Origin of the sequence: Amycolatopsis sp. NPDC051128 (assembly GCF_040682715.1) — a bacterium.
In the GTDB taxonomy this organism is placed as follows: domain Bacteria; phylum Actinomycetota; class Actinomycetes; order Mycobacteriales; family Pseudonocardiaceae; genus Amycolatopsis.
Map to the genome: position 1 here is coordinate 86,179 of NZ_JBFBBN010000035.1, position 17,568 is coordinate 103,746.

Below are 17,568 nucleotides of genomic sequence, written 5' to 3' on the forward strand. Positions count from 1 at the left end.
ACAACTCGTCTGGCACGCCGCGCACGGACCGCCTTCGATCTGGGACGATTCAGGAATGGCCACACGACCCTCCGCCGACCACGTCCTCGCCGGTCGCCCCTTCCCGCTCGGTGCCCATCCGGAGGCCGGCGGGGTGCGGTTCGCGATCACGTCCGCCGTCGCGGACGCCGTCGAGCTGTGCCTGATCGACGCCGACGGGTCCGAACGCCGGATCGCGCTCACCGAGCGCACCTTCGGCGTCTGGCACGGCCTGGTGCCGGGGGTGACGCCGGGGCAGCGATACGGCTACCGGGTGCACGGGCCCTACGACCCGGCCCGGGGCCTGCGCTGCAACCCGCACAAGCTGCTCCTCGACCCCTACGCCCGGCAGATCACCGGCGGGCTCACCGACCTGCGCGCGGCACAGGGCTTCACCGGCGACCCGGAGCGCGGCCCGATGTCCACAGTGGACTCCCTGGGCAGTGTGCCGCTGTCGGTGGTCGCCTCGCCGGGCGGCCCGGACACCGGGGCCAAGCCGGAGGTGCCGTTCGAGGAGGCGGTGGTCTACGAGCTGCACGTCAAGGGGTTCACCCAGCGGAACCCGTTCATCCCGGAGGCGCTGCGCGGCACCTACCTCGGCCTGGCCCACCCGGTGGCGATCGAGTACCTGACCCGGCTCGGCGTCACGTCGGTGGAGCTGCTGCCGGTGCACTCCTTCCTCGACGAGCCGTCGCTGATCCGGGCCGGGCGGCACAACTACTGGGGCTACTCGCCGCTCGGCTTCTTCGCGCCGCACGCCGCGTACGCCAGCGAGCCGGGCCACGAGGTCGAGGAGTTCCGGCTGATGGTGGCCGCCCTGCACGCGGCCGGCATCGAGGTCATCCTCGACGTCGTGTTCAACCACACCTGCGAGGGCGGCCCGGACGGGCCGACGCTGAGCTTCCGCGGGCTGAACGCGCCGGTGTACTACCTGCACACCGAGCGTGGTCACATGGCCGACATCACCGGCTGTGGCAACACCCTGGAGGCCGGCTCCCCGACCGTGGTGCGGCTGGTCACCGACTCGCTGCGGTACTGGACGCAGGAGCTCGGCGTCGACGGCTTCCGGTTCGACCTCGCCAGCACGCTCGGCCGGCCCCGCGGCGGCGTGTTCGACCGCAACTCGACGATGCTCACCGCGATCACCGCCGACCCGGTGCTCTCGCAGTGCAAGCTGATCGCCGAGCCGTGGGACGCGACCGGTGAGGGCTACCGCGTCGGCGACTTCGGCGCCCAGTGGGCGGAGTGGAACGGCCGCTACCGCGACACCGTCCGCGACTTCTGGCGGACCGCGACCGGCGTGCGTGACCTCGCCTACCGGCTGTCCGGTTCGTCCGACCTCTACGACCACAACCTGCGACGGCCGTGGCAGTCGATCAACTTCGTCACCGCCCACGACGGCTTCACGCTGCGGGACCTGGTGTCCTACAACGAAAAGCACAACGAGGCCAACGGCGAGGACAACCGCGACGGCGGCAACGACAACCGCTCGTGGAACCACGGCGCGGAGGGCGACACCACCGACCACGGGATCCGGGAGCTCCGGGCCCGGCAGGCGCGCAACCTGTTCGCGACGCTGCTGCTGTCCACCGGCACCCCGATGATCACCGCGGGCGACGAGTTCTGGCGGACCCAGCGCGGCAACAACAACGCGTACTGCCTCGACGACGAGACGTCCTGGTTCGACTGGACACCGGACGACCCCGAGGCCGAGGCCATGCTCGCCTTCGCCCGCCGGGTGGTGCGGCTGCGCGCCTCCAGCCCCGCGCTGCGGCAGCCGGAGTTCTTCGAGGGCCGGACGACGCCGACCGGCAAGCCGGACCTGATCTGGTTCCGCCCGGACGGCGAGGAGTTCGGCGAGAACGACTGGTTCGAGGACCGCCACACGCTCGGCATGTGGATCGACGGGTCGAACAGCCAGGCCCGCAACCGCGAGGGCGAGCTGGTGCCCGACCACTCGTGGCTGCTGTGGCTGCACGCCGGGGACGTGCCGGCCGAGGTGGTGCTGCCCGGCCGCGAGTACGGCGAGACGTTCAAGCCGACGCTCGACACCAGCACCGCGGACGGCAGCCCGGCCCACCCGGGCCCGCTGGAGGCCAAGAGCCGGCTGACGCTGCGGTCGCGTTCGCTCCTCCTCCTGCGGGCCCCGCGCCTGGCCGCCGACCCCCGCCCCGAAGGCCACTGACCCGTACCCGGCGGGCCGGTTCGCGTACCCGGCCGGACGACACGGCGAAGATCGAGCCGCGCCGTGGTGTCGCCCAACTGGGTACGCGTGTCGTCCATCGGTGTACGCGAACCGACCGGCTGGGTACGCGATCCGACCGTTCGGGTACGCGAGTCGTCCGGTTCGGACCGGCGCCGGACGGCGCCCGGGCGTAACCTGCCGGACATCCGGCCGGAACTCGTTGCGCGGAAAGCGTTTCATCCGAAGCGGATTGGGTACCCGCGAAGAGAACCCTGCCGCGTGGGCGCTTGATCGGGTCAGGCAGACTGTCGCCGTCTGCGTCCAACCGACACACCGAGGGGCGTTGCCCATGACCGGCCGGCTCGGCATCGACGACGTCTCCCCCAGCGTGAGCTGTGGCCGGTACCCGGCCAAAGCGGTTGTGGGAGAACACATCCCGGTCGCCGCGACCGTCTGGCGCGAAGGCCACGACGCGGTCTCCGCCACCGTCGCGTGGCGTGGCCCGGACGACCGGATGGCGCGCCAGACGCGGATGGCGCCGCGCGGGTCCGATCACCCGGACGAGTTCACCGCCGTGATCGTCCCCGACACCACCGGCCTGTGGACGTTCCGGATCGACGCGTGGGGTGATCCCTGGGCGACGTGGGAGCACAACGTCGAAGTGAAGGTCGCCGCCGGGCAGGGGCCCGAGGACCTCGCGAACGACCTCGAGAACGGCGCCCGGTTGCTGGAGCGCGTCTCCCGCCGCCCCGACCGCCGAGCCGAAAAAACGCTCCTGACCGGTGCGGTCACGGCGCTGCGCGACGAAGAACGCGGCCTCGCCGAGCGCGTCGGGCCGGCCCTCTCGCCCGAGATCCGCCAGCTCATGCACGAGTTCCCGGTGCGGGAGCTGATCACCAAGGGCAAACCGCACAAGGTGTGGGTCGACCGCAGGCGCGCCGCGTACGGCTCCTGGTACGAGCTGTTCCCCCGCTCCACCGGCGGGCTCGACGCCGAGGGCAAGCCGGTGCACGGCACCTTCGCCACCGCCGCGGCCGCGCTCGACCGGGTCGCCAAGATGGGCTTCGACGTCGTCTACCTCCCGCCGATCCACCCGATCGGACGAGTGAACCGCAAGGGACCCAACAACACCCTCGACGCCAAGCCGGAGGACGTCGGTTCGCCGTGGGCCATCGGCGCCGACGAGGGCGGGCACGACGCCATCCACCCGGACCTCGGCACCTTCGACGACTTCGACGCCTTCGTGGCCCGGACCGAAGAGCTGGGCATGGAGGTGGCGCTCGACTTCGCGCTGCAGGCCGCGCCCGACCACCCGTGGGTGCTCAAGCACCCCGAGTTCTTCACCACCCGCCCGGACGGCTCGATCGCGTACGCGGAGAACCCGCCGAAGAAGTACCAGGACATCTACCCGATCAACTTCGACAACGACCCCAAGGCCATCTACGAAGAGATGCTCCGGGTCATCACGGTCTGGATCGACCACGGGGTCAAGATCTTCCGGGTCGACAACCCGCACACCAAGCCGCCGGACTTCTGGGCCTGGCTGATCCAGTCGGTGAAGGACGCCCATCCGGACGTGCTCTTCCTGGCCGAGGCGTTCACCCGCCCGGCGCGGCTGTGGGGACTGGCCCGGCTCGGCTTCACCCAGAGCTACACCTACTTCACCTGGCGGACCGCCAAGCAGGAGCTGATCGACTTCGCGATCGACCTGCGGGACCACTGGAACGAAGGCCGGCCGAACCTGTTCGTCAACACCCCGGACATCCTCCACGAGTCGCTGCAGCGCGGCGGCCCGGGCATGTTCGCGCTGCGGGCCGCGCTCGCGGCGACGATCTCGCCGACGTGGGGCGTCTACTCGGGGTACGAGCTGTTCGAGCACGTCCCGGTCCGCGAGGGCAGCGAGGAGTACCTCGACTCCGAGAAGTACCAGCTGCGCCCGCGCGACTACGAACGCGCGCTCGCCGAAGGGCGTTCGCTGGAGCCGTGGCTGACGAAGCTGAACACCGTCCGCCGCGCGCACCCCGCGCTGCAGCAGATGCGCACCCTGCACTTCCACCACGTCGACAACGACGCGCTGCTGGCCTACTCCAAACAGGACCCGGCCACCGGCGACACCGTGGTCACCGTCGTCACGCTCGACCCGTACGGGCCGCAGGAAGGAACCCTGTGGCTCGACACCGGCGCGCTGGGCTTCGAGGCGCACGAGCGGCTGATCGCCCACGACGAGGTCACCGGGGACACCTGGGACTGGGGCCCGGCGAACTTCGTCCGGCTCGAACCCTGGCGGGCGGTGGCCCACGTCGTGTCGGTGAGACGCCGGCTGGCCGGCTGAGGGCGGAAGGACAGGGAACCTGAGGGACGAGGTGGAACTCATGGCGGAAGAAGCCCGGCCCGACGCGGCACTGGGGCTGGAAGGTGTGCCGCACACCGGGGAGGCGATGACCGCCGACGGCATGCTCGTGGAACCCCAGGCCGGGGACTTCCGCTCGGCACAGCAGGCGCCGAGCAACCCGGAGTGGTTCAAGGGCGCGGTGTTCTACGAGGTGCTGGTGCGCGCGTTCGCCGACTCCAACGGCGACGGGACCGGCGACCTGCGTGGCCTGGCCGGGCGGCTGGACTACCTGGCCTGGCTCGGCATCGACTGCCTGTGGCTGCCGCCGTTCTACGCCTCGCCGCTGCGCGACGGCGGGTACGACATCAGCGACTTCCGCGCCGTGCTGCCCGAGTTCGGCAGCGTCGAGGACTTCGTGTTCCTGCTCAACGAGGCGCACCGCCGCGGCATCCGGGTGATCACCGACCTGGTGCTCAACCACACCTCGGACGCGCACCCGTGGTTCCAGCAGTCCCGCAGCGACCCCGACGGCCCGTACGGCGACTACTACGTGTGGAGCGACGACGACTCCCGCTACGCCGACGCGCGGATCATCTTCGTCGACACCGAGACGTCGAACTGGACGTACGACCCGGTGCGCGGCCAGTTCTACTGGCACCGGTTCTTCTCCCACCAGCCCGACCTGAACTTCGAGAACCCCGACGTCCAGAACGCGATGATCGACACCCTGCGGTTCTGGCTCGACCTGGGCATCGACGGGTTCCGGCTGGACGCCGTGCCGTACCTGTTCGAGCAGGAGGGCACCAACTGCGAGAACCTGCCGCGCACGCACGAGTTCCTCAAGCGCTGCCGCAAGGTCGTCGACGACGAGTACCCGGGCCGGATCCTGCTGGCCGAGGCCAACCAGTGGCCGTCGGACGTCGTGGAGTACTTCGGCGACCCGGAGGTCGGCGGCGACGAGTGCCACATGGCTTTCCACTTCCCGCTGATGCCGCGGATCTTCATGGCGGTGCGCCGCGAATCCCGGTTCCCGATCTCGGAGATCCTCACCCAGACCCCGCGGATCCCCAGCGGCACCCAGTGGGGCATCTTCCTGCGCAACCACGACGAGCTGACCCTCGAGATGGTCACCGACGAGGAACGCGACTACATGTACACGGAGTACGCCAAGGACCCGCGCATGAAGGCCAACATCGGCATCCGCCGCCGGCTGGCCCCGCTGCTGGACAACGACCGCAACCAGCAGGAGCTGTTCACCGCGATGCTGCTGTCCCTCCCGGGCTCGCCCGTTCTGTACTACGGTGACGAGATCGGCATGGGAGACAACATCTGGCTCGGAGACCGCGACGCGGTGCGCACCCCGATGCAGTGGACGCCGGACCGCAACGCCGGGTTCTCCTCGTGCGACCCGGGCCGGATCTACCTGCCGGTGATCATGGACCCGGTGTACGGCTACCAGGGCCTGAACGTCGAGGCGCAGTCGAACAACTCTTCCTCGCTGCTCAACTGGACCCGGCGGATGATCGAGGTGCGCAAGCAGCACCACGCGTTCGCCGAAGGCGAGTTCACCGACCTCGGCGGGTCCAACCCGAGCGTGCTGGCCTACAAGCGCCAGTGGCGGCGCCCGGACGGCGGCGAGGACGTCGTGCTCTGCGTGAACAACCTCTCCCGGTTTCCGCAGCCGGTGGAGCTGGATCTTTCCGCGCACCGCGGGTGCACGCCGGTGGAGCTCACCGGCGGGGTGCGGTTCCCCAGCATCGGGGACCTGTCGTACCTGCTGACGCTGCCGGGGCACGGCTTCTACTGGTTCCAGCTGACGAGCCCGGGAGACGAAGGCGAAACGAGGTGAGTTCCTTGTCCGACCCGCGAGTGCTGGTCGACGACCTGGCCGAGGACCTGAAGCGGTGGCTGCCCGAGCAGCGCTGGTTCGCCGGCAAGGACCGGCCGGTGACCGGAGTCCGGCCGCTCGGCGTGACCGAGCTGGTCGAAGGCGACCCGCAGCTGCTGCACGTGGTCCTCGAAGTCGCCCAGGACGACCGGCGCGAGCCCTACCAGCTGCTGGTGGGCAGGCGGACGCACCCGCCGGAGATCTCCTCGACCAGCTGGATCGGCGCCGGCGGGGACCTCAACGCGTACGAGGCGTCCGGGGACCTGGAGCTCACCGGCGTGCTGCTGGACCTGATGGCCCGCGAGGGCCAGGTCGGCTCGCTCGTCTTCGAGCACGAGCCCGGCATCGTGCTGGAGACCGGCCTGCGCGCCCGGCCGATCACGTCGGAGCAGAGCAACACGTCCCTGGTCTACGGCGGGCAGTACATCCTCAAGCTGTTCCGCAAGCTCACTCCCGGCAAGAACAAGGACCTGCTGCTGCACCGCGCGCTACAGGGGGTCGGCAGCAAGCACATCGCGCAGCTGCTCGGCTCGATCACCGGTGACCTGGACGGCGAGCCGACCACGGTCGGCATGCTCCAGCAGTTCATCCCGGACGCGGTCGACGGCTGGGCGATGGCCACCACCAGCGTCCGCGACCTGATGGCCGCGCCGGAGCTGCACCCCGAGGAGGTCGGCGGCGACTTCGCCGGCGAGGCCGAGCGGCTCGGGCGCGCCGTCGCCGAGGTGCATGCGGACCTGGCCGAGGCTCTCGGCACCGAGGCCGTTGACGCCGACGAGCTGGAACGCTCGACGAAGGCCATGGTGTCGCGGCTCGACGCGGTCGCCGGGCGGGTGCCGGAACTCGCGCCGCACGCCCCGGCGCTGCGGGCGGCGTTCGAGACGCTGCGCGCACTGCCCACCGACTCGGTGACCATGCAGTACGTCCACGGCGACCTGCACCTCGGCCAGGTGCTGCGGACGGTCACCGGCTGGCTGCTGATCGACTTCGAAGGCGAACCCGCGGCCCCGGTGGAGGAGCGCCACGCGCTCCGCTCGCCGTTGCGCGACGTCGCGGGCATGCTGAGGTCGTTCGACTACGCGGCCCAGCAGATGCTGGTCGGCCAGCCGGACGACCCGGCGCTGGCCGAGCACGCCATGGAGTGGTCGGACCGGAACCGGGCGGCCTTCTGCGAGGGCTACGCCGCGGTCGCGGCGGACCCCCGCGACCAGGGCGAGCTGCTGCGCGCCTTCGAACTGGACAAGGCGGTCTACGAGGTGGGCTACGAGCACGCGAACCGGCCCGACTGGCTCGGCGTGCCCCTCGCCTCGATCGCCCGGATCACGAGCGGAGGGATGACACCGTGAACGCCGTTCCGGAAGGCTTCCCGGCCGCGGCCCCGCCGGCCGCGGACATCGACCGGCTGCTGGCCGGGTCCCACCACGACCCGCACTCGGTGCTGGGCGTGCACCAGGTGCGGAGCGGGTTCGCGGCCCGGGCGCTGCTGCCCGGCGCCAAGGCCGTCGCGCTGCGCGCCGGCGAGCACCGGTATCCGATGGAGCCGGTGATCGACGCCCTGTTCGCCGTCGCCGTGCCGGAGCACCCCGGCGACTACCGGCTGGAAGTCGAGTACGACGGGCACTCCGTCACCGCCGACGACCCGTACCGCTGGCTGCCCACGGTCGGCGAGCTGGACCTGCACCTGATCGGCGAGGGCAGGCACGAGCGGCTTTGGGAGGTGCTCGGCGCGCGCATCCGGTCGTACGAGACGCCCAACGGCGTCGTCGAGGGGACGTCGTTCGCGGTGTGGGCGCCGAACGCCCGCGGCGTCCGCGTGATCGGCGACTTCAACGGCTGGGACGGGCGCGGGCACCCGATGCGCTCGCTCGGCTCGTCCGGGGTCTGGGAGCTGTTCCTGCCCGGCGTCGGCGTCGGCACCTGCTACAAGTTCCGGATCCTCGGCGCCGACGGCAACTGGCACGAGAAGGCCGACCCGATGGCGTTCGCGACGGAGAAGCCGCCCGCGACGGCGTCGGTCGTCACCGGCTCCGCGCACGTCTGGGAAGACGACGAGTGGGTCGCCACTCGTGAGGCGACCCAGTGGGCCGCGGCGCCGATGAGCGTCTACGAGGTCCACCTCGGCTCGTGGCGGCCCGGCCTGGACTACCGCGAGCTGGCCGACCAGCTCGGCGACTACGTGCTCGACACCGGCTTCACGCACGTGGAGCTGCTCCCGGTGTCGGAGCACCCGTTCGGTGGCTCGTGGGGCTACCAGGTGACGTCGTACTACGCGCCGACGTCCCGCTTCGGCTCCCCGGACGACTTCCGCTACTTCGTCGACCGCCTGCACCAGCGGGGGATCGGCGTGCTCGTGGACTGGGTGCCCGCGCACTTCCCGCGCGACAGCTGGGCCCTGGCGAAGTTCGACGGCACCGCGCTGTACGAGCACGCGGACCCGCGCCGCGGCGAGCAGCCCGACTGGGGCACGCTCGTGTTCGACTTCGGCCGCAACGAGGTCCGCAACTTCCTCGTCGCCAATGCGCTGTTCTGGATCGAGGAGTTCCACCTCGACGGGCTGCGCGTCGACGCGGTGGCGTCGATGCTCTACCTCGACTACTCCCGCAAGGAAGGGGAGTGGCTGCCGAACCAGTACGGCGGCCGCGAAAACCTGGACGCGGTGAAGTTCCTGCAGGAGCTGAACGCGACCGTCTACAAGCGACACCCGGGTGTCGTGATGGTGGCCGAGGAGTCGACGGCGTGGCCGGGCGTCACGCGCCCGACGCATCTCGGCGGGCTCGGGTTCGGCTTCAAGTGGAACATGGGCTGGATGCACGACACGCTCCGGTACCTGTCGCACGAGCCGATCCACCGGGCCTACCACCACAACGAGATGACCTTCTCGCTGGTGTACGCGTGGAGCGAGAACTTCGTGCTGCCGCTGTCGCACGACGAAGTGGTGCACGGCAAGGGATCCCTGTGGGGCCGGATGCCGGGCGACGCCTGGAACAAGGCGGCCGGGCTGCGCTCGTTGCTGGCGTTCATGTGGGCGCACCCCGGCAAGCAGCTGCTGTTCATGGGTGGCGAGTTCGGCCAGGAGGGGGAGTGGTCGGAGCAGCGGTCACTGGACTGGCACCTGCTGGAGGAGCCGCTGCACCGCGGCGTGCAGGACCTGCTGCGGGCGCTGAACTCCGTGTACCGTTCTACGGCGGCGTTGTACAGCCAGGACACGTCACCGGACGGCTTCGCGTGGATCGACGCGAACGACTCCGGCGGCAACGTGCTGAGCTTCCTGCGCCTCGGCGCCGACGGCTCCCGGCTGGCCTGCGTGGCCAACTTCGCCGGCGTCCCGCACCACGACTACCGGGTCGGCCTGCCCGCGGCGGGCCGCTGGCGCGAGGTGGTCAACACCGACGCGGAGATCTACGGCGGCTCGGGCGTCGGCAACCTCGGTGGGGTGGAGGCGACGGAGGAACCGTGGCACGGCCAGCCGGCCTCCGCGGTCCTCCAGCTCCCCCCGGCCGGAGTCCTCTGGCTCCTCGAAGAGACCGCCCCGGACCCCGATCTGACGTGATGGAAACCGGAACTCGCGTGATTGAGGCCGGAACTCGCGAGTTCCGCCTCCACTCACGCGAGTTCCGGCTCTGATCACGCGAGTTCCGTTTCTGATCACGCGAGGCGGGTGGGAAATCGCTCCGTCGGAGCGGTCCGGCGGGCTTACCATGACTTCATGGACGGCGCCGGAGGCGTCCTCGGGAACCTCGTCTTGTTCGCCGTGGTCTGTGTGACCCCCACGGTGCTGTTCTGGTGTGCGCTGCGCATCCCGTCGGTGGTGCGGTGGGTCCGGGAGAAGCGCGCGAAGCCCCAGCCACAGGGCCCGCCGATCGAACGGGTGGCCGCGGACCTGCGGCGCGTGCACCGGCTGCTCGTCGACTACCCGGCCGGCACGCCCGCCGCGCGGCGGTTCGGCACGCGCCAGGCGTACGACGAGCTGCTGACCCAGGCCTGCCACCAGGTCGGCGTGCCGCACCGGCTCGCCGAGCTGCCCGAGGGGATGGACCGCGAGATCGAACGCCTGCGCGTCGAACAGTCGCTGCGGGAGCGCGGGCTGGCCGTGCCCTGAGCCGTCCGGACGCAAGATCACCCGGAGACGAAGAACCCCGCCACCGGCAGCCGGTGGCGGGGTTTCGTTGCCCTGTAAGAAACTCAGTCCAGGTAGTCCCGCAGGACCTGGGACCGCGACGGGTGACGCAGCTTCGACATCGTCTTCGACTCGATCTGCCGGATGCGCTCACGGGTCACCCCGTACACCTGGCCGATCTCGTCGAGCGTGCGCGGCTGGCCGTCCGTCAGGCCGAAGCGCAGCCGGACCACGCCCGCCTCGCGCTCGGACAGCGTCTGCAGCACCGACTGGAGCTGGTCCTGCAGCAGCGTGAACGACACCGCGTCGACCGCGACGACCGCCTCGGAGTCCTCGATGAAGTCGCCGAGCTGGGAGTCGCCCTCGTCGCCGATCGTCTGGTCCAGCGAGATCGGCTCGCGCGCGTACTGCTGGATCTCGAGGACCTTCTCCGGGGAGATGTCCATCTCCTTGGCGAGCTCTTCCGGGGTCGGCTCGCGGCCGAGGTCCTGGAGCAGCTCACGCTGGATGCGGCCCAGCTTGTTGATGACCTCGACCATGTGCACCGGGATACGGATGGTGCGGGCCTGGTCGGCCATCGCGCGGGTGATCGCCTGGCGGATCCACCACGTGGCGTACGTCGAGAACTTGTAGCCCTTGGTGTAGTCGAACTTCTCCACCGCGCGGATCAGGCCGAGGTTGCCCTCCTGGATGAGGTCCAGGAACGCCATGCCGCGGCCGGTGTAGCGCTTGGCCAGCGACACCACGAGCCGGAGGTTCGCCTCGAGCAGGTGGTTCTTGGCGCGCTCGCCGTCACGCACGATCCACTTGAGATCGCGGCGCATCTGGGTGACGAGCTTCTCGCCCTCCTCCTCGGCGGTGCGCACGCGCTCGGCGGCGTAGAGGCCGGCCTCGATCCGCTTGGCCAGCTCCACCTCCTCCTCGGCGTTCAGCAGCGCGACCTTGCCGATCTGCTTGAGGTAGGCGCGCACGGAGTCGGCGGACGCGGTCAGCTCGGCGTCCTTGCGCGCCTGCCGCAGCGCCTCGGACTCCTCCTCGTCCCAGACGAAGTCCGGGTTGTCGCTCTTGGCCGCGGCCTTGTCGGCCGCCACCCCGCGACGGCGCTGCGCCGGGGTCTCCTCGTCGGATTCCTCGTCGTCATCGTCGTCGGCCGAGTCGGCGTCCGGCTCGTCGTTGACCGTTTCGTCGACGACGTCGACCTCGACCTCTTCCAGGTCCGACAGGTCGGGCGTGTCGAGTTCGGCCTCGTCGATGTCGACGGGACCGTCGGGCTCGCCGTCTTCGGTCTTCGCGCCCTTGGTCGCGGGCTTCTTCGCCGGTGCCTTCTTGGCCGGAGCCTTCTTGGCAGTGGTCTTGCGCGCCGCTGGCTTCGCCGTCCCGGTGGCTGCCTCTTCGGCCGGCTCGCCGGCTGCGGTCGCTGTCTTCGTCCCGCCTCGGGTTGCGGTTCTTGCGGCTGCCACTTACGCCCTTTCGCAGCGGTCGATCATGACGAGCAACGGCATGGGGACCATTGCTGCCTCACATTCGGGGAACACGCCTCGGCCTGCGGTTTTGGCCTCCGCAGCCGTGGGCCGTGTTCCATTGTAACGACGGTACGCGCATGCGTCGCGAAGCGATCACCCCCGGGCCCGCCGCGGGCGCCCGATCGCGGTGTGATCGGGGCCGGATCAGTGCTGGATGCCCTCCGCCGCGGCGGCCGCGGCGCCGACGATCCCGGCGTTGTTCTGCAGCGTCGCCACCAGCACCGGAGTGCGGAGGTCCAGCAGCGGCACCCATTTCTCGGCCTTCTTGCTGACGCCGCCGCCGACGATGAACAGGTCGGGCCAGATGAGGTTCTCCAGCACGGTCAGGTAACGGTGCACGCGCTTGGCCCATTCGGGGTAGGAGAGGCCCTCGTTGTCCTTCACCGAGGCGGCCGCGCGCTTCTCGGCGTCGTGGCCGTCGATCTCCAGGTGGCCGAACTCGGTGTTCGGGACGAGCTTGCCGTCCTGGAACACCGCGCTGCCGATGCCGGTGCCGAAGGTGAGCAGCGCGGTCACGCCCTTGCGCGCGCCCGGGTCGCCGAAGCGGATCTCCGCCATGCCCGCGGCGTCGGCGTCGTTGAGCATCGCGATCTGGTCGACGCCGCGGCCGAGCCGCTTGGCGAACAGCGCGTCGGCGTCGGTGCCGATCCACTGCTTGTCGATGTTGGCCGCGGTGTGCGCGACGCCCTTCTTGACGACCGCCGGCAGCGTCACGCCGACCGGGCCGTCCCAGCCCGCCTGCGTCACGATGTCGTGGACGACGTCCGCGACCGCCGAGGGGGTGGACGGCTTCGGCGTCTCGATCCGGATCCGGTCGCCGATGAGCTGCCCCTTGTCCAGGTCGACCAAGGCGCCCTTGATCCCGCTGCCGCCGATGTCGATGCCGAAACCTCGGCGGGTCGCCTCCACCACGGACGTGGTCCCTTCTCGCACGATTCAGAAGCCTGCCTCGGAGACTTTAACCGGATGTGGTGACATGTCGGACGTGGGAGTTGACGAGTCGTTGCTGAAAAGCGTCGCGGTGCGGGTCGCGACGGACGCCGCCGGGCTGGTCCGCGAGGCCTGGGAGGGGATGGCCGGTGGCCGCTCGGTGGCCGTGGGCACGAAGTCCGGGGACACCGACGTCGTGACCGCGGTCGACCACGAGTCGGAGCGCCTCGTGCGGGCGCGGCTGGCCGAGCTGCGGCCGGGGGAGCCGGTGCTGGGCGAGGAGGGCGGCGGGGCCACCGGCGACGGCGTGACGTGGGTGGTCGACCCGATCGACGGGACGGTCAACTTCCTCTACGGGCTGCCGTGGTTCGCGGTGTCGGTCGCGGCGCAGGTCGGCGGGGTGTCGGTGGCCGGGGCGGTGGTCGAGCCGGCGAGCGGCCGCGTCTGGTCGGCGGCCCGCGGCGGCGGCGCGTGGCTGGACGGGCGGCGGCTGGCGGTGTCGGCGCCGTCGCGGCTGGAGGTGACGCTCGTCGGGACCGGTTTCGCGTACTCGGCGGAGCGGCGGACCCGTCAGTCGCGGTTCGCGGCGGAGCTGCTGGGGCGGGTGCGCGACATCCGCCGCAACGGGGCGGCGTCGCTGGACCTGTGCGCGGTGGCGGCGGGCTGGCTGGACGCGTACGTGGAGCACGGGCTCCACCGCTGGGACTGGGCGGCGGGGGCGCTGATCGCGGCGGAGGCGGGCGCTGAGGTCCTGCTGCCGGGCTCGGCGCCGGACCTGGGCGCCGATGCGACGTACGCGGCGGCCCCGTCGATCGCGGACCCGCTGCGGAAGGTCCTGGTCGACTGCGGGGCAGCGGAGGTCTGAGCGGAGCGGGTCGGAGGTCGCGAATGACTCATTCGGGACCTCCGACGCCGCGAATGAGTCATTCGCGGCGTCCGGCAGCCGGAACTGTCGGTGCCCCCCGGTAGCGTGGAAAACGGGGGGGCGCCCCCCCGGCCGCTGGGTTCAGCGGCCGGTCAGCACTCCACGTCGCGGGCCGAGGCCAGCAGTGTCTGGTCGACCACCGGGGCCTTCGCGCCCGCCGACTGCTCGTTGCCGCCGGCCTGGTGGGTCTTGGACCAGTCGGCGAGCTGCGTGATGATCCGGCGGGCCTCCGCGCGGGGCCGGAGGTCGCCGAAGAGGGTGCCCGTGACCACGTCGACGCTCGCGTCCTTGCGGTTGTCCTGGACCAGCTCGGCGCAGGGCACGACCAGGCTGAGCGTCCGGGCCGCAGGGCCGCCGTTCTCGCCGAAGCGGATCTGGCCGCGGCACTTGGCTTCGCGCTTGTCGTAGGCGGGGTCGTTGGCCGGTTCGGCGGCGCCGGTGAACCCGAGCTCGCGCAGCGCGGTCGTGGTGATGCCGCCCTGGCCGCGGGTGCCGGAGGCGTTGAGGACCCGGTAGGCGACCTTGTCCGGCGGGATGGGGGCGCGGTCGTCGAGCGCGCCGTGCGGGAGGGTGCTGAACGTGACACCCGGTGGCGGGCTGGCCGGCGGGTCGCAGCGGACGGCCTCGTCCACGTCGCCCTTGCCGACGGCGGCGTTCACCCAGACGATGATCGCGCCGAGGGCGAGCACGCCGATCACGATCAGCGCCGGCAGCGGCTTGTGCTTGCGATACGGCCGCGTCCCACGGTCCCCGATGCCGTTCCCCGACGCCACCCGTCCGTCCCTTCCCGAGCACCGAACCCGGCCGGTGCGTGCCGGCACCGCCGTGGCCGACCAGCCTAGGCGCTGCGGGCATCGCGCACCGTTCCGGGTCACCCCGGTGGTTTCCGTGCCCTGCCTGCGGTACCGGTGCTCCGCCCGGCACCGATCCCCGTCCGGCGATCGCACCACGGCGGAGCCGGCCGGGGCAAGGGGACACGGGCCCCCGCGTGAAGTTCTCCACCCGGGGGCAACCCGAACGGAGGACGACGCGTCTTACCTGCGGGTTCCCCCTGTCGGGTGACGATTCTCCGGCAATGATCTGACTCGTTGCAGAACCCGCGGAGCCGTGAGCTACCCTTCCCGGGCTCCGGCCGCAGGAAGAGGCGCAAAAGAAGAGACCTCGGTCACTTCGGCCGTCGGGCACAAACAGCGGCCCTGGAACGTTGACCAGCGGCACGGCGGACTCACGGGGGCACCCGGAGTCCGGGGAAACGACTACACAAGCTGATCGCAGGGGTGAGAGACACATGGCTACCGACTACGACGCTCCGCGCCGCAGCGAAGCCGACGAGCTGGCCGAAGACTCGTTGGAGGAGCTCAAGGCCCGGCGGAACGAGAACCAGTCCGGCGTCGTCGACGTCGACGAGGACGCGACCGCCGAGAACTTCGAGCTGCCGGGTGCCGACCTCTCCGGGCTTTCCGGTGAGGACATGACCGTGAAGGTGGTGCCGAAGCAGGCGGACGAGTTCACCTGCTCCGTCTGCTTCCTGGTGCACCACCGCAGCCGGCTGGCCGAGGACAACGGCGGACGCTTGATCTGCCGCGACTGCGCCTGAGGGCGCGGGGGTTCTCGGACAGGGAGTTCAGGGGACGAACAGACGCGACTGAGAGCCTCGAGGGCACTGTAACCACACTAGGCACTCGAGGCACCGGAGAGGCTCGAAGCGCGCTGGGGACAAGGGGGCCAGCCGGCAGGCCGGCCCCCTTCCACATCCACGGGCGGGAACCACGGGCGGGAACCACGGGCGGGAACCACGGGCGGGAACCACGGGCGGGAACCACGGGCGGGAACCACGGGCGGGAACCTTCAGTCAGGCGCCCTTGAGCAGCTCGGCGACGCGCTCGGGGTGCCGGGTGCTGAACAGCCAGTACGGCGTCGGGTCGGCCGCGTCGGTGAGCCGGACCCGGACCACCGGGCCGACCCAGCCGCGGTGCAGCACGTACGCGGCGGGGTCGCCGTCGCGCCCGAGGGCCTTCCGCTTGGCTTCCTTGTCGAAGATCTCCACCTCGCCGGCGTACCGCAGCGGCAGGTGGGCGTCGCCGACCCACAGCTCCGGCTCGGCGCCGCCGGTGATCCGGATCTTCGACCGGCCCAGCGACAGCAGCAGCGCCACGACGACCGGTAGCGCGATCACGTACGGCAGCCACGCCCGGACCCCCTGGTACCCGAGGTCGATCTCGGCCGCCAGCAGGACCGCGCCCAGCACCGGCAGCGGCCAGCCCCACCACGGGACGTAGAGCCGCTCCGAGTGCCGGACCGCGGCACTAGCGGCCGTCTTCGCAGATTCACCCACGGGTAGAGAGTAATCTCGCCGCCCGTGTCCAGCGTTCAGGTACTCCTCTCCCGGCTCGACCCGGATGTCCCGCTGCCCGCCTACGCCCGGCCGGGCGACGCGGGCGCCGATCTCGTCACCACCTCGGATATCGTGCTGCGACCCGGGGAACGCGGCGTGGTCGGCACCGGCGTCGCGATCGCACTCCCACCGGGGTACGCGGGGTTCGTCCACCCCCGGTCCGGCCTGGCCGCCCGGGTCGGCCTCTCGGTGGTCAACACCCCGGGCACGATCGACGCGGGCTACCGCGGGGAGATCAAGGTCTGCCTGATCAACCACGACCCGGTGCACCCGGTGAAGCTCACGCGCGGCGACCGCATCGCCCAGCTGGTCGTGCAGCGGGTCGAGCACGCGGAGTTCGTCGAGGTCGCCGAGCTCGACGCCACCGAGCGGGGCGACGGTGGCTACGGCTCCACGGGTGGACACGCCACACTGGGAGCACCGGCGCTCGCCGAGAGCGCCGGCGCGGGGGAAGGAACGGAGAAGTAGTGGGGATTTTCGGACGCAAGCGGCGGACCGAGGGCGGGTCCGCCGGACGGCACGCCGCGCCCGAGGCCGCCGACACGATCGAGGACGGCGAGTACGACGAATACGACGACTCGGAGCTGTCGGACGTCTCCGACGGCCCGTACGACGTCACGGACTTCGAGGACGACGGCGTCCCGCGGATCGACCTCGGCTCGGTGAAGGTGCCGGTGCCCGACGGTTCCCAGGTCCAGGTCGAGATGGACCCGGAGACCGGGGGCGTGCGGGCCGTGCACGTCGTCACCGAGCAGGGCCAGATCACGGTGAGCGCGTACGCCGCGCCGCGCTCGGGCGGGCTGTGGCGCGAGGTCAGCGCCGAGCTGGCCGAGCAGCTGCGGGCCGACGGCGCCAAGGTCAACCTCGGCCGCGGCAAGTGGGGCCTGGAGATCTCGGCCATCGTCGGCGACGTGGCCCTGCGCTTCGTCGGCGTCGACCGGCCCCGCTGGATGCTGCGCGGCGTCATCGCGGGGCCGCAGTCGGAGGCCGCGGGTGCCGTCGACGTGCTGCGGGAGATCGTGCGGCGCACGATCGTGGACCGCGGTGACGCCCCGATGCCGGTCCGCACCCCGCTGACCATCACGCTGCCGGACGCGGTCGCCGAGCACATCGCCGCCCAGCAGGAGCAGGGCTGAGCCCACCCGGCCCACCCGGAAAGCCGTGAATGTCGCATTGAGGGGCGGGTGAGGGCAGCAATGGGGCAAAAAGGGAGTTGGGGCGCCCCGGGGGGGCCGGGGGCCCGGGCCCGGCCCCG

Annotated in this window: 14 protein-coding genes; 10 read left to right on the plus strand and 4 right to left on the minus strand. The window is 71.2% G+C overall.

Features of this window, described 5'->3' with window-relative positions:
- Positions 1 to 55: 55 nt before the first annotated feature.
- From glgX to AB0M82_RS30275, 6 genes are all read left to right on the plus strand, one after another.
- The gene (gene glgX, locus AB0M82_RS30250; RefSeq protein WP_364728918.1) at positions 56 to 2,203 is read left to right on the plus strand and encodes a glycogen debranching protein GlgX; all 2,148 of its coding nucleotides are present in this window, start codon (positions 56 to 58) and stop codon (positions 2,201 to 2,203) included.
- 349 nt (positions 2,204 to 2,552) lie between these two features.
- Positions 2,553 to 4,535, plus strand: coding sequence for an alpha-1,4-glucan--maltose-1-phosphate maltosyltransferase (locus AB0M82_RS30255; RefSeq protein WP_364728921.1), 1,983 nt, complete (start codon positions 2,553 to 2,555; stop codon positions 4,533 to 4,535).
- A 40-nt stretch (positions 4,536 to 4,575) separates the two neighbouring features.
- Positions 4,576 to 6,384, plus strand: a complete 1,809-nt coding sequence (gene treS, locus AB0M82_RS30260; RefSeq protein ID WP_364728924.1) for a maltose alpha-D-glucosyltransferase — start codon at positions 4,576 to 4,578, stop codon at positions 6,382 to 6,384.
- A gap of 5 nt (positions 6,385 to 6,389) precedes the next feature.
- Positions 6,390 to 7,769, plus strand: coding sequence for a phosphotransferase (locus AB0M82_RS30265; RefSeq protein ID WP_364728927.1), 1,380 nt, complete (start codon positions 6,390 to 6,392; stop codon positions 7,767 to 7,769).
- Entirely contained in the window at positions 7,766 to 9,973 is a 2,208-nt protein-coding gene (gene glgB, locus AB0M82_RS30270; protein WP_364728930.1) for a 1,4-alpha-glucan branching protein GlgB, read from the plus strand. Before AB0M82_RS30265 ends, glgB begins: the two co-directional genes overlap by 4 nt.
- 156 nt (positions 9,974 to 10,129) lie before the next feature.
- Positions 10,130 to 10,522, plus strand: coding sequence for a hypothetical protein (locus tag AB0M82_RS30275; RefSeq protein ID WP_364728933.1), 393 nt, complete (start codon positions 10,130 to 10,132; stop codon positions 10,520 to 10,522).
- 83 nt (positions 10,523 to 10,605) lie between these two features.
- Here the strand turns inward: AB0M82_RS30275 and AB0M82_RS30280 are convergent, their stop codons facing one another.
- Together AB0M82_RS30280 and ppgK are read right to left on the minus strand one after the other, a co-directional pair.
- Positions 10,606 to 12,000, minus strand: a complete 1,395-nt coding sequence (locus AB0M82_RS30280) for an RNA polymerase sigma factor (RefSeq protein WP_364728936.1) — start codon at positions 11,998 to 12,000, stop codon at positions 10,606 to 10,608.
- A 207-nt stretch (positions 12,001 to 12,207) separates the two neighbouring features.
- Complete coding sequence (gene ppgK / locus AB0M82_RS30285; protein ID WP_364728966.1) at positions 12,208 to 12,972, minus strand: polyphosphate--glucose phosphotransferase; 765 nt, start codon at positions 12,970 to 12,972, stop codon at positions 12,208 to 12,210.
- 67 nt (positions 12,973 to 13,039) lie between these two features.
- Here ppgK and AB0M82_RS30290 point away from each other — a divergent pair, with 67 nt between their 5' ends.
- Positions 13,040 to 13,858 carry an inositol monophosphatase family protein gene (locus AB0M82_RS30290; protein ID WP_364728939.1) on the plus strand — a complete coding sequence of 273 codons (819 nt, stop codon included), beginning with the start codon at positions 13,040 to 13,042 and terminating at the stop codon, positions 13,856 to 13,858.
- Positions 13,859 to 14,010: 152 nt separating this feature from the next.
- Here the strand turns inward: AB0M82_RS30290 and cei are convergent, their stop codons facing one another.
- Positions 14,011 to 14,691, minus strand: coding sequence for an envelope integrity protein Cei (cei, locus tag AB0M82_RS30295; protein ID WP_364728942.1), 681 nt, complete (start codon positions 14,689 to 14,691; stop codon positions 14,011 to 14,013).
- Positions 14,692 to 15,206: 515 nt separating this feature from the next.
- On the opposite strand from cei, the gene AB0M82_RS30300 reads away from it, so the two are divergent.
- Entirely contained in the window at positions 15,207 to 15,515 is a 309-nt protein-coding gene (locus AB0M82_RS30300) for a DUF4193 domain-containing protein (protein WP_013224476.1), read from the plus strand.
- Between the two features lie 255 nt (positions 15,516 to 15,770).
- Here the strand turns inward: AB0M82_RS30300 and AB0M82_RS30305 are convergent, their stop codons facing one another.
- Complete coding sequence (locus AB0M82_RS30305) at positions 15,771 to 16,253, minus strand: DUF3093 domain-containing protein (RefSeq protein WP_364728945.1); 483 nt, start codon at positions 16,251 to 16,253, stop codon at positions 15,771 to 15,773.
- A 24-nt stretch (positions 16,254 to 16,277) separates the two neighbouring features.
- On the opposite strand from AB0M82_RS30305, the gene dut reads away from it, so the two are divergent.
- Together dut and AB0M82_RS30315 are read left to right on the plus strand one after the other, a co-directional pair.
- Entirely contained in the window at positions 16,278 to 16,781 is a 504-nt protein-coding gene (dut, locus tag AB0M82_RS30310) for a dUTP diphosphatase (RefSeq protein ID WP_364728948.1), read from the plus strand.
- Positions 16,781 to 17,449 (plus strand): DUF3710 domain-containing protein, encoded by a 669-nt coding sequence (locus tag AB0M82_RS30315; protein WP_364728951.1) that lies wholly within the window; start codon positions 16,781 to 16,783, stop codon positions 17,447 to 17,449. The genes dut and AB0M82_RS30315 overlap by 1 nt, the downstream gene beginning before the upstream one ends.
- Positions 17,450 to 17,568 lie beyond the last annotated feature (119 nt).

Excerpts from the sequence above, each read along its gene's own strand:
- glgX (WP_364728918.1), top strand. The coding sequence starts at position 56 with ATGGCCACACGACCCTCCGCCGACCACGTCCTCGCCGGTCGCCCCTTC.
- AB0M82_RS30255 (WP_364728921.1), top strand. The coding sequence starts at position 2,553 with ATGACCGGCCGGCTCGGCATCGACGACGTCTCCCCCAGCGTGAGCTGT.
- treS (WP_364728924.1), top strand. The coding sequence starts at position 4,576 with ATGGCGGAAGAAGCCCGGCCCGACGCGGCACTGGGGCTGGAAGGTGTG.
- AB0M82_RS30275 (WP_364728933.1), top strand. The coding sequence starts at position 10,130 with ATGGACGGCGCCGGAGGCGTCCTCGGGAACCTCGTCTTGTTCGCCGTG.
- AB0M82_RS30290 (WP_364728939.1), top strand. The coding sequence starts at position 13,040 with ATGTCGGACGTGGGAGTTGACGAGTCGTTGCTGAAAAGCGTCGCGGTG.
- AB0M82_RS30300 (WP_013224476.1), top strand. The coding sequence starts at position 15,207 with ATGGCTACCGACTACGACGCTCCGCGCCGCAGCGAAGCCGACGAGCTG.